The organism is Burkholderia sp. PAMC 28687 (assembly GCF_001577465.1).
Classification (GTDB): Bacteria; Pseudomonadota; Gammaproteobacteria; order Burkholderiales; family Burkholderiaceae; genus Caballeronia.
The window spans coordinates 1880250-1902561 of sequence record NZ_CP014505.1 but is presented as its reverse complement, the minus strand read 5'-3'; the positions used below and the strand labels follow the sequence as shown (position 1 = coordinate 1902561).

Below are 22312 nucleotides of genomic sequence, written 5' to 3'. Positions count from 1 at the left end.
CCCGGGTCACGCGGTGACGACGGAGAACCAGTGTGCCAGTGCGCCAAATACACATTCATCAGCACATTGTGTACCCGTCTCTCGGTCCGCGTTTCATGCCAACGCTGGTTGCGTTTCCTTCGTATCGATCGGCGCCGCGTTGCATTCGGCGAACATCGACTGGAACGGACACATCTCGCGTGTCACGGCTTGCGGCGCCTTGAGCGCCGCCACCATGATGAGCGCAAGACGTCCTATTAATTGCGGATCTTCGAGGCGCCGCCCCTGCGTAAAGTCATCGATCAGGCTGTTCGTGTCGGCACCAGCGAGAATGCCCGATAGCGATCCAATGCAGAAGTGCAACCGCCAGCCGAGTTCTTCGCGCGGCAAGTGTGGCAGCACGCTCTGGAAGGCGCAGAAGAAACGTTCGGCGACGTCGGTGTACATCGTGCGCAGGTAAGCTCGAATGAACGGCGACGGGTCCGTGTACGCGCGTCCGAGCAGACGCAGCAACGCCGGGCCGCTTCTCTCAGGGCAACGCGACTGCTGCAGCGCCGGAATGAACATCGCGCCGAGAATGTGTTCGCATGTGAGTTGCGCGCCGTGCATCGACTGGAAGCGTTCAAGCAACACGAGGCGATTGCGGTTAAGACCGTCGAGACGCCGCGTCAGCATGGCGTGGATCAGCGCGTCCTTGCCGCCGAAGTGGTAGTTCACTGCAGCAAGGTTCGCGTTTGCGCGCGCCGTGATATGGCGCAATGACATGGCCTCGTAGCCCGAGTCGATGTACTGCGCTTCGGCTGCATCGAGCAGTCGGGTCTTGGTGTCGGCGGGGCGGATGGACGGGATGGAACGACTGGGCACTGGCGTCTCCGGAATAGTTTTGGCCTCTGATTGAAACGGGCGTTTAACCGAAGATAAAAACCTTTGGCCGGATGGACAAGCCATTTAATGGAGCGTGCTCTCTAGAAAGAGAACGATCGTGCGGCGAAGGGGAGCGGAAAGCGGGGTGCCGGACGGCACCCCGGAAGGAGCTGGAAGCCTTATGGAAGCCTATAAGGAAGCTTAAGTGGAAGCGCGTGCCACTACCTGCTCGGCGGATTCGGTCATGTCGATACCTCGCCTTTCGCGGCTGAAGAAAATCAGCGCAGCGATCACCACGGCGACCGTGCCGCCAACGAGCGCCATTGCGAGTCCATAGTTATCCCCGTTCTTGACGGCAATCGACGCCTGCATGGTCGCATTCACCGATGCCAGCAAGTTCCCCAGTTGATAGATGAGTCCAGGGAAGGTGGCGCGGATTTCGTCGGGGGAGATCTCGTTCAAATGAACGGGGATGACACCCCACGCGCCCTGCACCGATATCTGCATGAGAAATGCGCCGGCCGCGAGCGCAACCGGACCGCTCGAGAACGCCCACAGCGGCAATACCGGCAATGCGATCAGCGCGGCGATGAAAATTGCCCAGCGACGCCCGATTTTTTCGGACATCGACCCAAAGAAGAGGCCGCCGCAAATCGCGCCGATATTCAGGACGATGGTGATCAGCGAAACCGTATGGGGATCGAAGTGATGTTGCTCGCGCAGGAAGGTGGGGTAAAGATCCTGGGTGCCGTGCGAAAAGAAATTGAATGCCGTCATCAGGATGATGGAATAGACGGACAGTTGCCAGTTTTGCTTGAGCGTCTTCAGCAAACTTGGCCGAGGCCGCTTCTCCATCGCTTTCCATGCGGGCGATTCAGGTACATGCGCACGCACGTAAAGGACCAGGAGAGCCGGGGCCACGCCGATGAAAAACATGCCGCGCCAGCCGACATATTGATAGGCAACGCCGAACACGATCGAGGCCAGCAAATAACCGCTTGGATATCCCGCTTGCAAGAGGCCGGAAACGAATCCGCGCGCTTTGGTCGGCACCGTTTCCATGGTGAGGGCAGAACCTACACCCCATTCGCCGCCCATTGCAATGCCGAACAGCGAACGCAGTACCAGCAGCGTGAAGAGGTTTGGAGAGAAGCCGGACAATAACTCGAGCAGTGAATAGATCGCGATGTTTATCATCAGCGTGGGACGGCGGCCGTATTTATCAGCGAGACGGCCAAAGATCAATGCGCCTATGGGACGCATTGCGAGCGTCAAGGTAATCGCGAATGCGACCTCCGGAATCTTTGTATGAAACTCGGCGGCAATATCTTTCAGTATGAAAACCATCAGGAAGAAATCGAAGGCGTCGAGTGTCCAGCCCAAATAGGCCGCTATCGTCACGTTCCTTTGTTCTCGCGTCCAGCTCATTGCCGTATTCCCCTATTCGCATAATCTAATTAAAAGAACGACGAGGCCGCGCTCTCCTTTGCGCCGCGCCGCATAAGGCGCCCGGCTTGCGTCGGCACGAGGAAGTGTACGCCGCTGTTTAAGCGGATGCTTGAAACGATCGGCCGGATTGGTATTAACCCCGCTAATTCTGTGAGCGGGATGCACTGCGGGGCAATCGGATGGCTTTCGAGGTATTCAGCGGTTTAAATATAATGAAAGTATTTTGAATTGATTTTGTATTAATCAATACATCCAAGCCGCTCTCAACCAGCGCGACGAACTTCTGGACATCGACCTGGACGATCTTGAATCGCTGATGCGCGACACGCAAATGCTCGCGTACGCGCGCTCGTTTCGCGAACTGGCGTGTGCGGACATCATGTCTAGCCCCGTTCTCACGGCCGTGGCGTCTGCGCCCGCGACGTCTGCCCGGGACTTGCTCAAGCGCCACGATGTCAAGGCGCTCCCGGTGATCGATGACGCAGATCGGGTCATCGGTATCGTGACGCGCTCGGATTTGATGGACAAGTACAGTGCCGCCACCGCCTTCGACGTGTCCGAGCAGGCCGCACAAAGCAAAGGCGTCACGCCACTGCAGTACTTGCTGCTGCTTCACATCAAGGGTTATCCGGAGCGCGAATGGGCGACCATTGGCGAGCTGGCGGAACGGCTCCAGGCGCAACATCATGGCGTTGTAGCGTTAGTCTCACGATGCGAAGCGCTGAAGCTCGTCAAGCGGAAGGCCAGCGAGACCGACCGCCGTCAGGTTGAAGTGCACCTGCTCAAGACCGGCGAGAAACTGCTTGCGCGACTGGCGGAGCTGCATCGCGCGGAACTCCGGTCCTTGACGAGTTCGTTTCGTGTCCCGCAGATCGATCTATGAAGCGTCTAACTCCATTCGGTATCGGCGCCTTCGTCGGGGTCTTGCAGCGTCATGCCCGCCGATGGCAACGGCAGCGCCGTTTTGTACCGCACCTGCTTGAGCGCAAAGCTTGACCGAATGTTCGATACCCCTGGAATCTTGGTCAGCCTCTCCACGATAAAACGCTGCAACGCCTGAATGTCCGGCACCATCACGCGCAACAGGTAATCGGCATCACCCGTCATCAGATAGCACTCCATGACCTCGGGCCGTTCGCTGATCGCTTCTTCGAATTGCCGCAGCGCGTCTTCGTCCTGCTTCGCCAGACTCACCTGAATGAATACATTGATGCGCAAGCCGAGCAATTCGGGGTTGAGCAACGTCACCTGCTGCTTGAAAAGGCCCAGTTTTTCGAGCGCGCGAACCCTGTTGAAACATGGCGTCTGCGACAGGTTCACCGCCTGCGCCAGCTCGGCATTGGTAATGCGCGCGTTCTGCTGCAATTGGTTCAGGATCCCGATGTCGATCCGGTCCAGGCGTTTAGGCGATGTCGTCATAACTCGAATATTCTGGGAAAGTGGGACGGCGCAGAATAAATACACTATCCGTAGACCGCCTGAAATGCAAATCAGAGGCACATTCTGTGCAACGGTAGCTAAGCTGTAGTGATATGCAGCGGACTTGTCCCTATCGAAACGCGGAGCCACGCCATGACCGATTTATCCAGCGGAACCGAACATCTGATTTCCATTTCGCGGGGACGCGACGACAGCGATCCGGCCGAAACCGCCGAATGGCTGCAGGCGCTGGACGCGGTCACGGAACACGTCGGCCGTGACCGTGCTCAGTATTTGTACGACCGGCTCGCGGAGCACGCGTTGTCGATCGGAATCGAGTCATCGCGCGCGCGAGTCACGCCTTACACCAACAGCATCCCGCTCGCCGAGCAGCCCCGATATCCGGGCAATCTGGAGATCGAAGAGAAGCTTGCCGCCGCGCTGCGATGGAATGCGCTCGCCATGGTCGTGCGTGCGAACAAGGCATACGGTGAACTGGGCGGCCACATTGCGAGTTATGCATCGGCGGCGGATCTGTTCGAAGTCGGCTTCAACCATTTCTTCCGCGCGGCCGCGCCCGATGCCGGGGAAGGCACGGGTGGCGATCTCGTGTATTTTCAGCCGCATTCGTCGCCCGGCGTTTATGCGCGTGCGTACCTTGAAGGTTTCCTGAGCGAAGAGCATCTCGAGCATTACAGGCAGGAAATCGCGGGGCCGGGGTTGTGTTCATATCCGCATCCGTGGCTCATGCCCGACTTCTGGCAGTTCCCGACTGGTTCCATGGGGATTGGTCCGATCAACTCGATCTATCAAGCGCGCTTCATGCGCTATCTGCACAACCGTGGTCTCGCAAAAACGCAGGACAGAAAGGTTTGGGGCTTTTTCGGCGACGGAGAAATGGACGAGCCCGAGTCGATCGGCGCGTTGTCCCTGGCCTCGCGCGAACAGCTCGACAACCTCGTCTTCGTGATCAACTGCAACCTGCAGCGGCTCGATGGCCCGGTGCGCAGCAATGGCCGCATCATCGATGAACTCGAAGCGCAGTTTATCGGCGCGGGCTGGAACGTGATCAAGGTGCTGTGGGGATCGGACTGGGATGCGCTGTTCGCGCGCGACCAGGGCAACGCGTTGTTGCGTGCATTCGCGCATACCGTCGACGGCCAGTTCCAGACCTTTTCCGCGAACGACGGCGCGTACAACCGCGAACGTTTCTTCGGCCAGAACCCGGAGCTTGCCGCGCTTGCATCGCATTTAAGCGATGAAGACATCGACCGCTTGCGCCGCGGCGGTCACGACGTGCGCAAGCTTCACGCAGCGTACGCGAAGGCGCTTGGGCACCGCGGCCAGCCGACGGTGATTCTCGCGAAGACCATGAAGGGCTTTGGCATGGGGACATCGGGCCAGGGCCGCATGACGACGCACCAGCAAAAGAAGCTCGGCTTCGATGACCTCAAGGCATTTCGCGATCGTTTCCGTTTGCCGCTCTCCGACGCGGATGTCGAGGCGGTGAAGTTCTACAAGCCCGCCGACGACAGCCCCGAGATGCAATATCTCCACGCACGACGTGGATCGCTCGGCGGGTACCTGCCGCGGCGGCGCAGGGTGGCATCGAAGGGATTGGTCGTACCTTCCATTTCGAGCTGGGGCCAGTTCGCGCTCGATGCCGCCGGCAAGGAGATGTCGACGACCATGGCGATCGTGCGCATGTTCGGCAGCCTGATGAAGGACCCGTTGCTCGGTTCGCGCGTGGTACCGGTCGTCGCCGACGAAGCCCGTACCTTCGGCATGGCAAACATGTTCCGCCAGGTCGGCATCTATTCGCCGCTTGGCCAGTTGTATGAGCCGGAAGACCTCGGGTCCATGCTTTATTACCGCGAGGACACGAAGGGGCAGATCCTGGAAGAGGGCATTTCGGAGGCGGGCGCGATGTCGTCGTGGATTGCCGCCGCGACTTCTTACAGCGTGCACGATCTGCCCATGCTGCCGTTCTACATCTACTACTCCATGTTCGGCTTCCAGCGTATTGGCGACATCATCTGGGCAGCAGCTGACCAGCGTGCGCGCGGCTTCCTGATCGGCGCAACGGCGGGCAAGACGACGCTCGGCGGCGAAGGGCTACAGCATCAGGATGGCAGCAGTCATTTGGTGGCATCGACCATACCGAATTGCCGCGCTTACGATCCCGCGTTCGCGTACGAGCTCGTGGCGATTGTCGACGAAGGCATGCGCGAAATGGTCGAGCGCCAGCACGACGTCTTCTACTACATCACGGCGATGAACGAGAACTACGCGCAACCGTCGGTGCCCGGCGGCGATCTCGCGCTTGTGCGCGAGGGGATTCTGAAGGGCATGTATCCGCTCGCGACTGGATCGGACGGTTCGGCGCGGGTGCAATTGCTCGGCGCCGGCGCGATCCTCGGCGAAGTGATCGCGGCGCAGCGGATGTTGCATGAGGACTGGGAGATCGATGCGGCGGTGTGGAGCGTGACGAGTTTCACCGAGCTGCAACGCGATGGTATGGCATCCGAACGATTGGCGCGGCTTGGAGAGGATGTGCCTGCGCCTTACGTCACGACGGCGCTGGGATCGTCGCGCGGTCCGGTGATTGCGGCGACTGATTATGTGCGCGCCGTGCCTGAACTGATTCGTGCATACGTGCCGCGACGTTACGTGGCTCTGGGCACCGATGGTTTCGGTCGCAGCGACACACGTCAGGCGTTGCGCGAATTCTTCGAGGTGGATCGTGCGTCGATCGTCATTGCTGCGCTAAAGGCGCTTGCAGACGAAGGCGAAATCGATATGTCAGTGGTGCGCGCGGCTTCGCAGAAGTATGGGAAAGCGGGTAATGGGCAGGCTGCGCCCTGGCAACGGTAAGCGGCACGATCTAAACAACACTACTGGCTACCCGCTGCGCCGGCGCCGGGCTTCACGCTGCCGTCGGGTTGCGGGACTTCCACGGGCTTGACCTCGACGGGAGCGGTGCCGTTTTCCTTCAAGCCGAGTTTATCGGCGGTCTTGGGCGACACGTCGACGATCCGGTCCTTCACGTAAGGGCCGCGATCCCGGATTTCGACCACCTCGGTTTTGCCGTTTTCCAAATTCGTGACACGGGCCTTGGTGCCTAGCGGCAAAGTCTTGCTCGCGGCGACATTGGATTGGGGGTTCATCGGCGTACCATCAGCCATCTTTTTCGAGTAGAAATTTCGGCCGTAGTACGAAGCCGTTCCCTTTCGTGCCTTGCCGGTGCGATCGAGATTTTTATGATGGGCTCCCTTCGCGCTCGACTCGCGGGCAACACTCGATGCTGCTTCTGTCGCGTGAAGCGCGGTGCTCACGCAACACGACACGATCATGAGTAGAAGCGGTTGAAGCCTGTGTCTTCGCTGTGGTTTTGAACGGGCGGCACAAAAGTCGATCTTCAATTACCGCTCCCCTTTTGCCTGTCAAAAAGCATTGGACGTCCAATTCAGCGAAAATGGCGCCGAGATTCGGCGGACGCACGCGCTCTCGAAAGGTTCGCACGTCGATGCGGGGTGTATGTGCGGTGTCGTACATAATTGCGTCAATCAACAACGCGTCGCTCATCAGCGCAGAGGTTCGCGAAACGCTATCAAGACAAACGGACACGCAAGAATGGACAAACAAACCTTACAGGCTTACGACACCGACGCTGCCGGCTTCGCGAAGGAATGGCACGAGCAAGCGGCGCCTGTCGACATGTACGACTTGCTGCGACATCATTTCAAACCCGGACCGACCGTCGATATAGGTTGTGGTTCCGGCCGCGACGTTGCGTGGCTCGTGGCGAACGGTTACGACGCACACGGCTTCGATGCATCCGAAAGCCTGCTGCAACACGCACGTGCAACGCACCCGGAGATTCGCTTCAGTTTCGCCGCGCTCCCGGATCTCGCCGGCGTTGAAAGGGGCGTCTATGAGAACGTCCTGTGCGAGACGGTGATCATGCACCTGGATCCTGAAACGCTTCCCGACGCGGTACGCAGTCTGCTCGATCTGCTGCGTCCCGGCGGCACGCTTTACCTGAGCTGGCGAGTTACGCAACACGCATCGCAACGCGACAAAACCGGCCGCCTGTACGCCGCTTTCAATAAACAAGTGGTCCTCGATCAGCTCGGTGCGCAACATGCCATCCTGTCCGATACCGAGCAGACCAGCGTTTCGTCGGGCAAGACGGTGCATCGGCTGATTGTTCGCAACACGGCGGCCGCAGCGGCTATCGATGCCGGTCGAACAACGCGCGAAGGTTGACGGCAAGGCTCAGCAGTATCGCTAGGGCGCCGAGTGTTTCGAGTAGTGGAGACAACATCGCGTCGGATCTCCTGATGATTCTGGAAGACCTGCTGTAGAAGCAACCTGGACCAATTGCGAGCAGAGGATCAATCGATGTCATTCTGCCGGGATTGCCAGCCACCACAATGTGGATGATGCGAACTGTGCCTTAGGGTATAACTAAGGCTGATCCACTCGAACAATCCTCTCGATGCGCTTTGACCTCATCGACTTACGCCTCTTTCTCTACGTGCTGGAAACCGGCAGCATCACACATGGCGCAGCGCAGGCGAACATGTCGCTGCCATCTGCAAGCGCGCGTCTGCGAGGCATGGAAGAGGCGTTGCGCATGCCGCTGCTCGAGCGTGGTCGGCGAGGCGTGGAGACCACCCCCGCCGGCGATACACTCGCGCACCACGCGCGACTCGTGCTTGCACAAATCGAACGCATGCAGGGTGAACTGGGCGAGCATTCCGAGGCCCGCAAGACCCGCATCCGGCTATGGGCGAACACTGCTGCATTCACCGAATTCCTGCCGCGTCCGCTAGCCGAGTTTCTTCGCGATCACCCGAATGTTCACATCGATATGAAGGAGCGGCAAAGCGCTGAAACCGTCAAGGCGGTGCTCAACGGCTCGGCGGAAATCGGTATCGTGGCCGACGCCGTGGAGCACGGTTCGCTGCAGGCGTTTCCGTTCGCCACCGATAAACTCGTGCTGATCGTCGCGCGTGACCATGCATTGAGCGGCCAACGCAAGGTCGCGCTCAGGGACGTGGTCGGGGAAGATTTCATCGGCCTGAGCGCGGGCAGCGCGCTCTCGGAATATCTCGGCGAGCAGGCGTTGTTCGCGGGGCAGAATTTCTATTTCCGTGCGCGCATGCGGACCTTTGAAAACATCTGCTGCATGGTGGAGCATGGAGCCGGAATCGCGATCGTTCCGGTCACTGCGGCGCGGCGTTATCGAGGAACATTGGGTGTGCGGATCGTGGAATTGACTGATCGTTGGGCGCCGCGCCAGCTTCTGATCGTCGTGCGCGATCTGGACGCCCTGCAACGGCCGGAAAGGGCGCTTGTCGATGGTCTGATTCAGCTTCAACAGGTCAAATCGAAATAACCCTTCGCCATGCATACGCCGTTGACCAGGATCTCCACATCATGCCTTCCGGCGTAATGCACGCGCGTGGTGAAGTCGCGGATGTTCTGCGTGCGTTCTATTGAAACGCGCTGGCGTGCGTCGAGCGTCAGTTCCTTGAGCTTGAAGACCTTCGCGGCTGTTGCGCCGGATTTCTTCACATAGTGCATGCGGTAGTCGATCACGAGGCGCTGGCTTTCATCGCTTTTCGATGCCAGTTCGAACGACAAGGTGACCCGCTCACCAAGCGTTAGCGCAGCCGGCGAAACGATGAACTTGCTCAGCTTGACTTCGGGCGTGCCGCCCGCGCCGATCAACGCCAGCGCGCGGCCGTCACCGTCCTTGATCAGCGAGCGCAACGCACGTTTTGCGATCCACGCGGTATGCGCTTGATCGATGGGCCACGTCTTCAACCGGTCCAGGACCCATTCAGGATGCACCTTCGTGACATCGTTGAGATGGTTGGCGACGGACTTGCGCACATAGAGGCTCGGGTCCGCGCGCAGATTCTCCAGAATAGGGGCGGCGAGCGCCGGGTCGGCCATGATGGCGTCGAGCCGGAACGACCAGGGCAGGCGCGGGCGTGAACCCTCGCTTGCAAGCCGGCGCACGTGATCGCTTTCATCGCGCGACCAGACTTTCATGATGGCTAGCGCCCGCTTCAGGTCCTGGCGCAGGAACTCGCGGACGGCGAATTCGGACGAACCGAATCCCGTGAAGTACTTGAGCGCATCCATGGAAAGCTCGAAGTCGTCCCGGCCGTACTGCCCGACATAATCGGGAAGAACCAGCGTCGAAAATCCTTGCTGCATGTTCGGTGCGAGCGCGCGAAGAATGCTTAGCGCTTCGCTGAAATCTTCCGGAAGCGTCGCGTGCAACGCATGCGTCATGCGGCGCAGGCGTTGCATCAGGCTTAGGGTTTCAAGGTCCGCGAGCGCGACCTTCAAAAAGCGGCGCGTATCGAATGAAGGATGGACCGCCTTGACCTCTCGTGCAGCCAGGCGAAAGCGGGCTTCGTTGAAAATTTCCTTGAGCGCGGGGTTTTCGGTGACCGTCATCGTTATCGTTTTTGGGGGTAGAGACTGCAAAGCATAGCCGCAACGCCTGTCAGATTGTTTCAGGAGGCGCGAACCGTGCCTCAAGTATCGCTGTGATTGGCCGTTAATACCGGCGTCACCCTACGCACGTTCTATCTCGCCTTCGACCACTCGACGCTTATTCCCGCGAACGTGTTTCGCTTTCCACGCTTCATCGGGACGCATCGCGCTGCCTTCGCCGCAGCGAATCGCGTTCAATCGGCTGCGTTTCACCGGGTTCATCGACAGGAAGGCCGGGATGCACGCGGACAACATCGAATATCTCGTTTTAATGAGTCGTCAACATGCTTAAAAAAATAAGTGTCTCATCCGGCCTGCTGTTCGTGCTCGCCGTGTTTTGCCTGTTCCAGGTCCTGACCGAGGGCCTCGGTTTCTGGTCCCTTACCTCCACGCATGCCGACGTCAGCAACCTCTCGGACATCGCACTCAGGCAGGCCAACGCCGTCAACGAAACCACGCAACGCCTGATGGACGCCCGCATCAACCTGTCGCGCGCCGGCACGCGCATGGTCCGTGGCGGCACGGAACCTGTTGAGATCGTCCAGCACGCGCGCGAACAACTCACGCTCGCCGACAAATCGTTCAGCGCGTTCCTGAACGCACCCAAGACCAGCGATGAAAACCAGGCGCGCGCCGTCGCACTGCAGGAAAAATTCAAGGCGTATCACGGCGCGCTGAGCGAACTGGCGCAATTCCTCGATGGCAACAACATCCAGGCGTTCCTCGATCAGCCTACGCAAGGTTTTCAGGACCGTTATCTCGCCGAACAACGAACCTTCGCGAATTTCAGCGATGCCGCCAGCCAGTCGTATCTCGATTCCATCGATGCACGCCTGAACCTTTTCCGCGGCGTCGGTCTGGCGATTTTCGTGGCGCTGGTCGCGGGCGTGGTGCTGGTTCACATCGCGTTGCGCCGGGGTGTGATCGCACCGCTCGAAGAAGCGGGGCGTCACTTCGAACAGATTGCAGAGGGCAAGCTCGACGAGCGCATCGCCGATCGCGGCAGCAACGAGATCGGCCGTCTCTTCGCGAGTCTCTCCGCGATGCAGGCAAGCGTGGCCCATACCGTGAGGACGGTGCGCGAATCGTCCGATTCCATCAACCTCGGCGCCGATGAAATCGCCACCGGCAACGCCGACCTTTCGGCACGCACGGAGAACCAGGCGGCATCGCTTGAAGAAACAGCGTCGAGCATGGAAGAGCTGACCGCCACGGTGCGCCAGAACGCCGATCATGCCCGCGATGCCAACAGTCTCGCTGGCGACGCGTTGACCGCGACCTCACGAGGCACGGGCGTGGTCGATCAGGTGGTGGAGAAGATGAGCAGCATTGCGAAGAGTTCGGACAAGATCGCGGAGATCATTTCGGTTATCGACGGCATTGCGTTCCAGACCAACATTCTCGCGCTGAACGCGGCGGTCGAAGCGGCCCGTGCGGGTGAGCAGGGCCGCGGATTTGCTGTGGTCGCAAGTGAAGTGCGTGGTCTCGCGCAACGCAGCGCGCAATCGGCGAAGGAGATCAAGGCGCTGATCGGCGAATCGGTTTCGCAAGTGAACGACGGCTCCGCGCTCGCTGAACGCGCCGGCGAGGCGATGCGTGAAGTATCGACATCCATATCCCGCCTCACGCAAATGATGGCCGAGATCAGCGCGTCATCGCTTGAACAAAGCACGGGTATCGAGCAAGTGAATCAGGCGGTCGTCCAGATGGATGAAATGACGCAGCAGAACGCCGCGCTGGTGGAGCAGGCGGCCGCTGCCGCGACGTCGCTGCATGAGCAAACGCGTCATCTGAAAGCGGCGGTCGCGGTGTTCAGGATCGCTTGAGGCGCGCCTGAATCAGTCAGCTATTGGCCGGTCGTTTCGGCGGCGGTTCGCGCGAAGGAACCTTTGAACGTTTTCCAGCCGAGCGTCCAGCCCATGCGCGCAATCATCAAGCCGATCAGCGCGGCGGCGACGCGGTCCGACATCGGCACGCCGGCCATGCTGCCCAGGATCCCAAGCACGGCAACACACGCCGATATCGCATCCGAGCGCGCATGCCACGCGCTCGCAACGAGAACGCTCGAGCGGGTGCGTTTGGCCACGCCCATGATGTAGCGAAACAGCGCCTCCTTGGCGACGATCACGAACACCGCGACCACGAGTGCGGCTGCATGAACGGAGGCGCCGTTGCCAGCGTCGTTCATGTGGCTGAGACTCGTCCAGAGCGTTTGCATTCCGGTTGCAATCAGCAGGATCGCTATGAGAAGGGACCCCGCGGTTTCATATCGATCGGACTGGTTGAATGCGTAACCTGCCCGGCGATGCGCTGCCGCTGCGCTCAGGCGCAACACGATCAGCACCATGCCGTCGGCGCCGAGATCGGCCAGGGTATGAACGCCGTCGGCGAGCAGTCCATCCGAAAAAGCCATCCATCCAATGACGATCTGCACCGTCATCAGCACCGCATTCAAAAGGACACTCGCTTGGGCTGCTCTGAAGGCAGAGGCAGTGTCATGCTTTTCGCGGCCGTACTCGGACGTCGACGACATCGTGGGGACTGTTTTTTGTGGTGGTACAGCACCGTAACCGCGTCGCGTGGCGAAGATATGACACGGAGGCGTTGAACGGAAGCAGTCGGGCAGAAACGAGCGGACAACAAAAAACCCCGCGAGCCAAAAGCATCACGGGGTTTCTCGATGTTTCCTTACTGCCTGAATCTTTGGTGCCCAAGAGAGGACTCGAACCTCCACACCTTGCGGCGCATGGACCTGAACCATGTGCGTCTACCAATTCCGCCACCTGGGCCAAGCGGTACAGCGAAGACCGGTATTGTAGCCAACCGTCCCGCGCTGTCAATGGGCGAGTGAGAACTAGCCGGTTGCCGGCTGTTCAAGACCCTAAACGATGCCCACCGGCACGCGGCGCGCAAGCGCGCACATCAGCTCGTATCCGATCGTGCCTGCGCTGCTCGCGACATCGTCTATGCGGATCTGGCCGCCCCACAATTCCACGCGCGAACCCACGCGTGCGGCGGGAACGGGCGTGAGGTCGACGGTCAGCATATCCATCGATATCCGTCCAACCAGGCGCGTCTTCACGCCGTCCACCGCGACCGGCGTGCCGGTTGGCGCGTGCCGTGGATATCCGTCGGCATAACCGCACGCGACCACGCCGATGCGCATCGCGTGCGGCGCCGTGAAGGTGCGCCCGTATCCGACGGTTTCGCCCTCGCGCAGTGTCTGGACGCCGATCAATTCGCTGCGCAGGGTCATGGACGCCTGAAGCGGCACATCGGCGATATGTTCGGCCATACCCGTCGGCGACGCGCCATACAACACGATTCCCGGGCGGACCCAGTCCCGATGCGTGCGCGGATGCCAGAGCACCGATGCCGAGTTCGCGAGGCTGCGTTGTCCCGGCATGCCGGCGGTGGTGGCATCGAAGCGGTCCATCTGCCAGTCCACTTCGCCTTCGTCAGCGTTGGCGAAGTGGTTCATCAGCGTGATCTCTCCAATATTCACGCATTCGCGCGCGCGGTCCCACGCGGCGCGATAGACGTCCGGCGCAAAACCCAGGCGGTTCATGCCAGAGTTCATCTTGAGATAGATATCGATGGGACGCGTTGCTTTGCAGCTCGCTAGCAGTGCGAGTTGTTCATCGCAATGGACGGCGGTGGTCAGGCGGTATCGATCGGCAATCTGCACGTCTTCTGTCGTGAATATGCCTTCGAGCAAGAGAATCGGTTTGGTCCAGCCGAGTTCGCGCACGCGGACTGCTTCGTTCAGGTCGAGCAGACCGATGCCGTCCGCCGCGTCCAGCCCCGCATAAATCCGTTCGATGCCGTGACCATAGGCGTCCGCCTTCACAATGCCCCAGATGCGCGCCCCGGCAACTTTCTGTCTGGCGACTTCGAGATTGTGCCTGACGGCGTTTGGGTGGATTTCGGCGACGATCGGGCGTGGCATGGCAGAGGAGTATGTGGGGAGTGGAAACCGTCAGGGGCGGATCGCGTTCTGTCCGAAGGCAAGCCAGGCGGGACCGGAAGCGCCGGATCGTAGGGATTGCCACTATCGTAACGACGCGCGCGCAGTTTTTGTTTTTGTATTAATGCGCTTGCGTAGGTGTATCGACTGACATTCGAGCTGTCGTTATGGCTGGGGCTTGGAGCCGGAAACGAAAAAGCCTTCCGGTTAGGGAAGGCTTTTTGTAAAACAAGGCTGCTTTTGCGGAGCAGAAACTACGTGCATCAACGTCAACTACGAACCGCGAAGCCTTGCTTCAGCTTTTTGGTGCCCAAGAGAGGACTCGAACCTCCACACCTTGCGGCGCATGGACCTGAACCATGTGCGTCTACCAATTCCGCCACCTGGGCAGTGTGCGTATGCAGCAAAGAACGTAATTATAGCCGGGCTTGTCGCCCTGTCAAGCATTTTGAGACCCAAAGTGAAACGGGGCCGCGAGCCATTGTCCATATGGCTTAAGCGCCGATATGGCCTCGTTTGCGGGTGTTAGAATGATTCGCAGACTATTCGTGAACGAACCGGAACAACGTTAAGCGCAACGTCCCGGCAACGCGCCGGCCCACCGCTTTCAGGACGGCGGGTAAAGTCAGGACGGGAAGCCCGGAGCGCGTTACCCGTGCGTTGCCCGATTAACCGCGACATTCAGTTAGACGAGAAGAGATCATCGATAAGCCCTTGAACAAATATCCGTATCCGATTCCGAGCCGCGAAGAAATTCTCGGCGTGTTGCGCACGAGCGAAGCCCCGCTTGCTGCGAACGACATCGCTGAAGCTCTGTCGATCAAGCGCCAGGAGCGCGAAGGATTTTTCAAGCGATTGGGAGCCATGGAGCGCGACGGCCAGGTCCGTCTCGACAAACGCGGCTACTACCAACTCACGCATCCCTCGAATTTCGTGGCGGGCCGGGTCCAGGGCCATCGCGACGGTTTCGGTTTCCTGATTCGCGACGACGGCCAGGACGACCTGTTTTTGCCCAACGGCGAAATGCAGAAAGTCATGCACAACGACCGCGTGCTCGCGCGGATCGTCGGCTATGACCGCCGCGGACGTCCGGAAGGCCATATTGTCGAAGTCACGGATCGCGCGAATAAACGCATTATCGGCAGGCTGATCAGCGAAAACGGCGCGCTGATTCTCGTTCCCGAAGACAAGCGTATCGGTCACGACATCCTGATCACGCAGAACCCGAAGAAGGCGAAAGTGGGGCAGGTGGTATCGGTGGATCTCACCGATTTTCCGAGCCGTCACTCGCAGCCGCTCGGGCGTGTGGTCGAAGTGATCGGCGATATCGACGACCCGGGCATGGAAATCGAGATCGCGGTGCGCAAATACGGCGTGCCGCACGAGTTCAGCGATCGCGCGCTAGAGCAAGCCTCGAAGCTGCCCGACGAAGTGCGTCCGGCTGACATCCGGCATCGCGTGGATTTGCGCGATGTGCCGCTCGTGACCATCGACGGTGAAGACGCACGCGACTTCGACGACGCCGTGTATTGCGAACCCATGAATGTCGGTCGGGGTACGGGCTTTCGCTTGCTGGTCGCGATTGCCGACGTCTCGCATTACGTGCGCCCGAATGAAGCGCTGGACGTGGACGCGCTCGATCGCAGCACGTCGGTGTATTTCCCGCGCCGCGTGATTCCAATGTTGCCGGAGAAGCTGTCGAACGGCTTGTGTTCGTTGAATCCGCAGGTTGATCGTTGCGTGCTGGTCTGCGACATGGTGATCACCGCGCGTGGCGAGATCAAGGCGTACCAGTTCTACCCGGCTGTGATGCATTCGGCGGCGCGGTTGACGTACACGGAAGTTGCATCTGTCCTGACCAATACGAAGGGACCCGAAGCTGCGAAGCGCGCTGATCTTCTGCCGCAACTGCAGAATCTCTATGGCGTGTACAAGTCGCTGCACGCGGCGCGTCAGAAGCGCGGCGCGATCGACTTCGATACCACCGAGACCTACATCGTATGTAACGCGCAGGGCAAGATCGAGCAGATCGTGCCGCGTCACCGGAACGACGCGCACAGGCTGATCGAGGAGTGCATGCTGGCCGCGAACGTCTGCGCCGCGGACTTCCTGAAGCGCAACAAGCACCCGGGGTTGTATCGCGTGCATGCCGGGCCTACGCCGGAAAAGCTCGAGAATCTGCGTGCGTTCCTGCGTGGCGTGGGGCTGGCGTTGGGCGGTGGCGAGAAGCCGCACGCAAGCGATTACGCCGCGCTCATGGCGATGGTTCGTGACCGGCCGGATGCGCAAATGCTGCAAAGCATGGTGCTGCGTTCCATGCAGCAAGCCGTGTACAGCCCTGACAACATCGGCCACTTTGGACTCGCGTACGAAGCGTATGCTCACTTCACGAGCCCGATTCGCCGATATCCGGATTTGCTCACGCATCGCGCGATCTACGCCATCCTGCAAGGCAAGAAGTACCAGCCTGAAGTCGGTCACGACGTCACGCTCAGCACCGGCTTGACGAAAGCCGCACGCGCCATGCAGAAGTCCGACGACGAGTCGCGCAGCCGTCAGCGCAACAACGTCGCGATCTGGGAAGAACTCGGACTGCATTGTTCGTCGAATGAACGGCGTGCCGACGAGGCCTCGCGCGACGTGGAAGCCTGGCTCAAGTGCTATTTCATGCGCGACAAGCTCGGCGAAGAGTACGGCGGCATGGTCAACGGCGTGACGACGTTCGGCATTTTCGTGCAACTGGATTCGTTGTTCATCGAAGGGCTGGTGCATATCACCGAGCTCGGTGCGGACTACTTCCAGTACGACGAGATCAAGAACGAGTTGCGCGGCGAACGCACGGGCATCCGCTACCGCATGTCGGATCGTGTCCGCGTGCAGGTGAGCCGCGTGGATCTGGATTCGCGCAAGATCGACTTCCGTCTCGTCCGCGATACACCCGTCAAGCCGCCCGGCCGTTCATCGGCACCGGCTGCGGCGGTTGAGCACGCGGGCGTCAACGGTGCCGGTCCGCGTGTCCGTTCGTTGCCGGCCGACGAAGGCAGCAGCGTGAACGGGCGCCGGCGTGATCGCGGCGGCAAGAAGGCCGCGGCGCAAGCGGCAGGCAAGGCGGCAGCCGCCGCGTTGCCGCCGACCATCGCGAAAGATCTAGCGGTGGCGAAAAAGCGCGGCGCTGTCACTAAGCCGGCGGCGAAAAGTCACCCGCCGCGCAAGAAGCGCTAAAAGAAGTACTGAGGCGGCGCGGCTTTTCATCGAGTAATGAGGATGCCGCACGCCTCGGTTTGAAATGCGCGGCCCGATGCACGATGCATCCGGGCCGCGTTTCCATTTTGTTTTGTTTGAATACGGTCTGGTCCAGTCATGTCACGTCTCAAAGTTTTGTATGGTTTTCACGCGGTGACCGCACGGGTTCGCGCGGATGCATCGACGATCGAAGAAATTCTCTACGATCCGACCCGCAAGGACCGGCGCATGACGGATTTCCTGCGCACCGCGAAAGAAGCGGGCATTCGCCTGATCGCCGCCGACGAAGCGCGCCTCTGGGGCCTGTCTGGCAATGTCGGTCATCAGGGTGTGGTCGCACGCGCGTCCGACATGCCGCTTGCGCAAAACCTGGCGGAGCTGCTCGATGGCGTGAGCGGCACCCCCTTGCTGCTCGTGCTCGATGGCGTGACCGATCCGCATAACCTCGGCGCATGCCTGCGTGTCGCCGATGCGGCCGGCGCCCATGCCGTGATCGCTCCGCGCGATCGTTCAGCGGGATTGAACGCAACGGCCGCGAAGGTCGCGAGCGGCGCGGCCGAAACCGTGCCGTACATCACGGTGACGAATCTGGCGCGCGCGTTGCGCGAGTTGAAAGATGCCGGCGTGTGGGTGATCGGCACGTCGGGCGATGCGACGGCGAGCGTCTACGAGACGAAGCTCGATGGACCCGTTGCGATCGTGGTCGGCGCCGAAGGCGAGGGCATGCGCCGCCTGACCGGCGAGACCTGCGACGAAATCATGAAGATCCCGATGGCCGGCAGTGTCGAGAGTCTGAATGTATCGGTGGCGAGCGGGATTTGCCTGTTCGAAGCGGTGCGTCAGCGGTCGGTGAAGAAGTAAGCGCACGTGAAGCGGTTCATTTCTGCGATTGCGGGCGGCGTGTTATGTGTGCTGCTCGCCGCCTGTTCCACCACCCAGGTCGATCGCGGCGCGTACATTGCCGACACGCGCTATCACGCGCCGAGCGTCGATTCACGCGTGCGTTTCCTCGTGATGCACTACACGCAAAGCGGTGAAGCGCGATCGCTCGCGGTGCTCACCGGTGACGATGTCAGCGTCCATTACGTGGTGCCGGATGCGCCGCGTATCGAGAATGGCGAGCCGGTGGTGTACCAGCTCGTGCCGGAAACCGAGCGCGCGTGGCACGCGGGCAAAAGCGAATGGCAGGGCACGACGGAACTGAATGCGGCATCGATAGGCATTGAAAACGTGAACGTCGGTCCCATCGATACCCGCCAAGGCCGCACCTGGGCGCCATACCCGCCGGCTCAGGTCGACGCGATCGTGAAGCTCGCGCAGGACATCGTCACGCGCTACAAGATTCCGCCCACGCGCGTGGTGGGCCACAGCGATATCGCGCCGCAACGCAAGATCGATCCGGGGCCTGCGTTCCCGTGGCGCACACTCTACGACAACGGCATAGGTGCCTGGCCCGACGACGCAACCGTCGCGCAGCATCTCGCGGGCCGCGATCCGAAGTCTTTGGTCGACGTGGCTGCGTTGCAGCAAAAACTTCATCGATACGGCTACGAAGTCGCAACCGACGGCGTGCTGGACGACAAGACGCGCAAGGTCATCGCTGCGTTCCAGATGCACTTTCGTGCTACCGATTACGCCGGCAATCCGGACGCGGAAACCGACGCCATCGCTTCAGCCTTGCTCGACAAGTACCTTCCCTAAAGGCTTATCCCGCCCATGTCAGAACTTTTCCTTCCCTTTCGTTCGGTGCACATGACGTGCGCCGCGCTTAGCATCCTCGGATTTTTTATCCGCTGGATCTGGATGCTGCGCGACTCGCCGATGCTGCAAAAACGCGCCGTGAAAGTGGTGCCGCATATCGTCGATACGCTGTTGCTGCTCAGCGCCATCGTGCTTGTCGGCATCATCGGTTTCGGGCCGAACGCCGCGTGGCTTTCGGCGAAGATTGCAGGATTGATCGTGTATATCGTGCTCGGGACGTTTGCCCTGAAACGCGGCCGCACAAAAGGCGCGCGTGCGGTGTTCGGCGTGCTCGCTATCCTCGTGTTCGCGTTTATTGCGTCGGTCGCGCGCACGCACAATCCGCTCGGCTTCTTGATGCACGTCTGAGCGTCTAGAATTCAGGTTTACCTCTTCCAAGCTGTCACCCTTGCCATGACCCAAGATGAACTGAAGCAACTGGTCGCTGCCGAAGCGGCCGCCTACGTCCACGCCAACGTACCTGAAGGCGCGGTGATCGGCGTCGGCACGGGCACGACGGCGAATTGTTTTATCGATGCCATCGCGAGCACGAAGTCGCGGTATCGCGGGGCGGTATCGAGTTCGCTTGCAACCACCGCGCGGCTCGAAGCGCACGGGTTCCAGGTGCTCGAACTCAACGAAATCGAGTCATTGCCTGTGTACGTGGACGGCGCCGATGAAATCGATGCACACGGCGCCATGATCAAAGGCGGCGGCGGGGCGCTGACGCGCGAGAAGATCGTGGCGTCGGTTGCGGACGTGTTTGTGTGTATTGCCGATGGCAGCAAGCGCGTCGACGTGCTCGGCAACTTTGCGTTGCCAATCGAAGTCGTGCCAATGGCGCGTACCGCAATCGGGCGTCGCGTGATTGCCTTAGGCGGCGTGCCGGTGCTGCGCGTGAACACGGACGGCTCGCCCTTCATCACGGATAACGGCAACGAGATCATCGACGTGAAGGCGCTCAAGATCACCGACCCGATCGCGCTCGAGGCGACGGTCAACGGCTGGGCGGGCGTGGTGACCGTGGGTCTTTTCGCGGCGCGCGGTGCGAATGTTTGTCTTTTGGGAACGGCGGGCGGTGTCGAGCGGATCGATTACATCGCTCGATGATGCTTGCTTGAATATAAAAACGCAGGATGCGCACGGGTCAGGCGCGCGGTCAGCCTTTCACGGCTGCCGCGCGTTTTTTTATTCCCGCCAACGCTCAATGATCTGTTTCGCTAAACTACATTCATAGTCAGATCAATCCGATGCGTGGCACAAAGGCGATCATTCAAACTAGGTACGTCGCTGGAGCCAGTGCTTCAAGCCCGTCAATCAGAGTGACCGCGAACGTTTCGTCCGCATTGACAGCCTCAACAGGTTGAATCTCATCTCTCGCTGGGCGCGGCATCAAAGTCTTAACAATTACGGGAATGAAGCGATGCACAACAATCTTCGCAAGACACTCGACGCGTCCTATATCCGCCTGAGAAGCATGGAACCGTCGCCTACGGCGTTCGCCGGCAACTACGCGTTATGCCTCGGCGTGATCATGGGTGGACAAACCTGCAGGGGAATGACAATGAAAGAAGCGGAGAGCGAACGCGCTTACCTTGCGATGCTCGCCGCGATGTATGAGATCAAGCTGGGCGTGCCCGGCAACTTCAGTACTCGGTAACGCACTTATCGACTGATCATGGAAATGGCCCGGCATTGATTCATGCCGGGCCATTTTTTTGATTCCATTTTTAACTATCTGGTTAATCCGGCTTCGCTGGCCGGCGCATTTTCGATGACGTTCGTCGATTCCGGCGCATCGTTCCTGCTTGCGAGCGTTGCGATATCGAACAGCACGCGCGTCATTTGCTGCAAATATCGATCGATGGAAAAGTGCTGGCCCGCATCCGCGTGACCTTGAGCGGCAATACGCTTCGCCATTTCAGGCTCGCGCTGCAAGGTGCTGATGGCAACGGCAAGCTTCGATGCATCGCCGGGTTCTATGATCATGCCGTTCTCGCCGTGCCTCACGATCTCCGGCACCGCGCCACCGTTCGACGCTATCACGGGTTTGCCTGCAGCCATTGCTTCGATGATGACAAGACCAAAGGGCTCGGGTTGTGTCGATGCATGAACGATCACGTCCATGGCTTTCATCCACGATGCAACGTCGTGCTGGAAGCCGGCGAAGTGCACGCGGTCAGTGATGCCAAGCGCCTCGGCTTGTGTTCGAAGACCTTGCGCATAGGCGGTCTCGCCGAAAAGCGCATCGCCGACGAGAACCAGATGCGCGTCTGGCACGCGGGCGATTGCATCGATGGCAACATGCTGACCTTTCCATTGCGTGAAGCGGCCAAACAGTCCGACGAGAAATGCATCGCGGGGAAGTCCGAGCGCGGTACGGCGTTGTTCGATGACCGCGCTCGCCTGACTCGCATCGTCGCCAAAGCGTGTCATGTCCACGCCGTTATGTACGACGGGTACGGCGCTGCGCGGCAAGCCGGTGAGTTTGATCAGCGCGTCTGCGGAAGCGCGTGAATTTGCAACGACATGATCGACGCCGACTTTCACGGCCCATTTGATCAGCGTTAAATGCAAGCGGCCGAAATGTTCACGCGAAACGATGTCATGCACATGCCAGACCGTCGGCTTGCCATGCAACGCGCGGCTGAAGGCGCCAAGGATCAGCGCCTTCTGCGTGTTGAGGAACACCATGTCGAATGGTTTTGCGCGCTCGGCAATCATGCGTACCTGACGCAAGATGCCGGGCAGGGCGGCAAGCGTGCCGAACTTCATGCGCTCTTTCTTGATGCCCTGAATGCGCGCGTCCGACTCAACCGATACCGTCACACCTTCAGCACGAAGCCGGTCGCGGAACGGGCCATCGGAGAGCAGCAGCACTTCGCTTCGCGGGGTGCATCGAACAGCGAGAGGCAGCAGGCAGATTTCAGCGCCACCGAGCTGACCGCTCTGATCGATGAAAAGAATTTTCGGTTCACCCTGGACTTGCGAAGGCGGGTCTGCACGCATATGGCTCGTGTCACGTGCGGCGGCCGCGGGCGCCAGGCCCTGATCACGCAGCAGCGTGTTGGCTGGAATCGATAAGCTGGCTGCGGATTTTGTGGGCATCGATGACAGGTATGAGCATTGAGC

20 protein-coding genes and 2 tRNA genes are annotated in these 22312 nt (G+C 60.1%); 11 read left to right on the top strand and 11 right to left on the bottom strand.

Going from position 1 to position 22312, the window contains the following annotated elements:
* Nucleotides 1-93: 93 nt before the first annotated feature.
* Entirely contained in the window at nt 94-858 is a 765-nt protein-coding gene (locus AX768_RS08645; RefSeq protein ID WP_372237091.1) for a TetR/AcrR family transcriptional regulator, read from the bottom strand.
* Between the two features lie 186 nt (nt 859-1044).
* Nucleotides 1045-2271, bottom strand: a complete 1227-nt coding sequence (locus AX768_RS08640; protein ID WP_061999612.1) for an MFS transporter — start codon at nt 2269-2271, stop codon at nt 1045-1047.
* A 400-nt stretch (nt 2272-2671) separates the two neighbouring features.
* Between AX768_RS08640 and AX768_RS34420 the strand changes: the two genes are divergently transcribed.
* On the top strand, nt 2672-3175 hold the full coding sequence (locus tag AX768_RS34420) for a MarR family transcriptional regulator (protein ID WP_442857255.1): 504 nt from the start codon (nt 2672-2674) through the stop codon (nt 3173-3175).
* A gap of 5 nt (nt 3176-3180) precedes the next feature.
* Here the strand turns inward: AX768_RS34420 and AX768_RS08630 are convergent, their stop codons facing one another.
* The gene (locus AX768_RS08630; RefSeq protein WP_061999611.1) at nt 3181-3711 is read right to left on the bottom strand and encodes an Lrp/AsnC family transcriptional regulator; all 531 of its coding nucleotides are present in this window, start codon (nt 3709-3711) and stop codon (nt 3181-3183) included.
* Nucleotides 3712-3864: 153 nt separating this feature from the next.
* Between AX768_RS08630 and mdeB the strand changes: the two genes are divergently transcribed.
* A complete protein-coding gene (gene mdeB / locus AX768_RS08625) occupies nt 3865-6585 on the top strand; it encodes an alpha-ketoglutarate dehydrogenase (RefSeq protein WP_061999610.1) in 2721 nt (906 codons plus the stop codon).
* 20 nt (nt 6586-6605) lie between these two features.
* On the opposite strand, the gene AX768_RS08620 is transcribed toward mdeB, so the two are convergent.
* Complete coding sequence (locus AX768_RS08620; RefSeq protein WP_231941246.1) at nt 6606-7133, bottom strand: septal ring lytic transglycosylase RlpA family protein; 528 nt, start codon at nt 7131-7133, stop codon at nt 6606-6608.
* A gap of 211 nt (nt 7134-7344) precedes the next feature.
* Between AX768_RS08620 and AX768_RS08615 the strand changes: the two genes are divergently transcribed.
* A complete protein-coding gene (locus tag AX768_RS08615) occupies nt 7345-7980 on the top strand; it encodes a class I SAM-dependent methyltransferase (protein ID WP_061999608.1) in 636 nt (211 codons plus the stop codon).
* A 232-nt stretch (nt 7981-8212) separates the two neighbouring features.
* Nucleotides 8213-9115: a LysR substrate-binding domain-containing protein gene (locus AX768_RS08610; RefSeq protein ID WP_061999607.1), complete on the top strand. Its 903-nt coding sequence runs from the start codon at nt 8213-8215 to the stop codon at nt 9113-9115.
* Here the strand turns inward: AX768_RS08610 and AX768_RS08605 are convergent.
* Nucleotides 9094-10191 (bottom strand): DNA alkylation repair protein, encoded by a 1098-nt coding sequence (locus AX768_RS08605; RefSeq protein ID WP_061999606.1) that lies wholly within the window; start codon nt 10189-10191, stop codon nt 9094-9096. The genes AX768_RS08610 and AX768_RS08605 overlap by 22 nt on opposite strands.
* 120 nt (nt 10192-10311) lie before the next feature.
* Nucleotides 10312-10485 (bottom strand): hypothetical protein, encoded by a 174-nt coding sequence (locus AX768_RS32695; protein ID WP_155524202.1) that lies wholly within the window; start codon nt 10483-10485, stop codon nt 10312-10314.
* Nucleotides 10486-10514: 29 nt separating this feature from the next.
* Between AX768_RS32695 and AX768_RS08600 the strand changes: the two genes are divergently transcribed.
* Nucleotides 10515-12056: a methyl-accepting chemotaxis protein gene (locus tag AX768_RS08600; RefSeq protein WP_061999605.1), complete on the top strand. Its 1542-nt coding sequence runs from the start codon at nt 10515-10517 to the stop codon at nt 12054-12056.
* A gap of 20 nt (nt 12057-12076) precedes the next feature.
* Here the strand turns inward: AX768_RS08600 and AX768_RS08595 are convergent, their stop codons facing one another.
* From AX768_RS08595 to AX768_RS08580, 4 genes are all read right to left on the bottom strand, one after another.
* The gene (locus AX768_RS08595) at nt 12077-12670 is read right to left on the bottom strand and encodes a cation diffusion facilitator family transporter (RefSeq protein WP_061999604.1); all 594 of its coding nucleotides are present in this window, start codon (nt 12668-12670) and stop codon (nt 12077-12079) included.
* 264 nt (nt 12671-12934) lie between these two features.
* A tRNA-Leu gene (locus AX768_RS08590) sits at nt 12935-13019 on the bottom strand.
* A 92-nt stretch (nt 13020-13111) separates the two neighbouring features.
* Nucleotides 13112-14179: an alanine racemase gene (alr, locus tag AX768_RS08585; protein ID WP_061999603.1), complete on the bottom strand. Its 1068-nt coding sequence runs from the start codon at nt 14177-14179 to the stop codon at nt 13112-13114.
* A 322-nt stretch (nt 14180-14501) separates the two neighbouring features.
* Nucleotides 14502-14586: transfer RNA gene (locus AX768_RS08580), tRNA-Leu, on the bottom strand.
* Between the two features lie 325 nt (nt 14587-14911).
* Here AX768_RS08580 and rnr point away from each other — a divergent pair.
* The 6 genes from rnr (at nt 14912) to AX768_RS08550 (ending at nt 20840) form a co-directional block, all read left to right on the top strand.
* Complete coding sequence (rnr, locus tag AX768_RS08575) at nt 14912-17419, top strand: ribonuclease R (protein ID WP_061999602.1); 2508 nt, start codon at nt 14912-14914, stop codon at nt 17417-17419.
* Between the two features lie 138 nt (nt 17420-17557).
* A complete protein-coding gene (gene rlmB / locus AX768_RS08570; RefSeq protein ID WP_056364043.1) occupies nt 17558-18301 on the top strand; it encodes a 23S rRNA (guanosine(2251)-2'-O)-methyltransferase RlmB in 744 nt (247 codons plus the stop codon).
* A gap of 6 nt (nt 18302-18307) precedes the next feature.
* A complete protein-coding gene (locus AX768_RS08565) occupies nt 18308-19141 on the top strand; it encodes an N-acetylmuramoyl-L-alanine amidase (RefSeq protein WP_061999601.1) in 834 nt (277 codons plus the stop codon).
* A 15-nt stretch (nt 19142-19156) separates the two neighbouring features.
* Nucleotides 19157-19549, top strand: coding sequence for a SirB2 family protein (locus AX768_RS08560; RefSeq protein WP_061999600.1), 393 nt, complete (start codon nt 19157-19159; stop codon nt 19547-19549).
* Nucleotides 19550-19594: 45 nt separating this feature from the next.
* Entirely contained in the window at nt 19595-20290 is a 696-nt protein-coding gene (rpiA, locus tag AX768_RS08555) for a ribose-5-phosphate isomerase RpiA (protein ID WP_061999599.1), read from the top strand.
* Between the two features lie 313 nt (nt 20291-20603).
* Nucleotides 20604-20840 (top strand): hypothetical protein, encoded by a 237-nt coding sequence (locus AX768_RS08550; protein WP_061999598.1) that lies wholly within the window; start codon nt 20604-20606, stop codon nt 20838-20840.
* Between the two features lie 74 nt (nt 20841-20914).
* On the opposite strand, the gene AX768_RS08545 is transcribed toward AX768_RS08550, so the two are convergent.
* Nucleotides 20915-22288, bottom strand: a complete 1374-nt coding sequence (locus AX768_RS08545; RefSeq protein WP_061999597.1) for a glycosyltransferase family 4 protein — start codon at nt 22286-22288, stop codon at nt 20915-20917.
* Between the last annotated feature and the right edge of the window lie 24 nt (nt 22289-22312).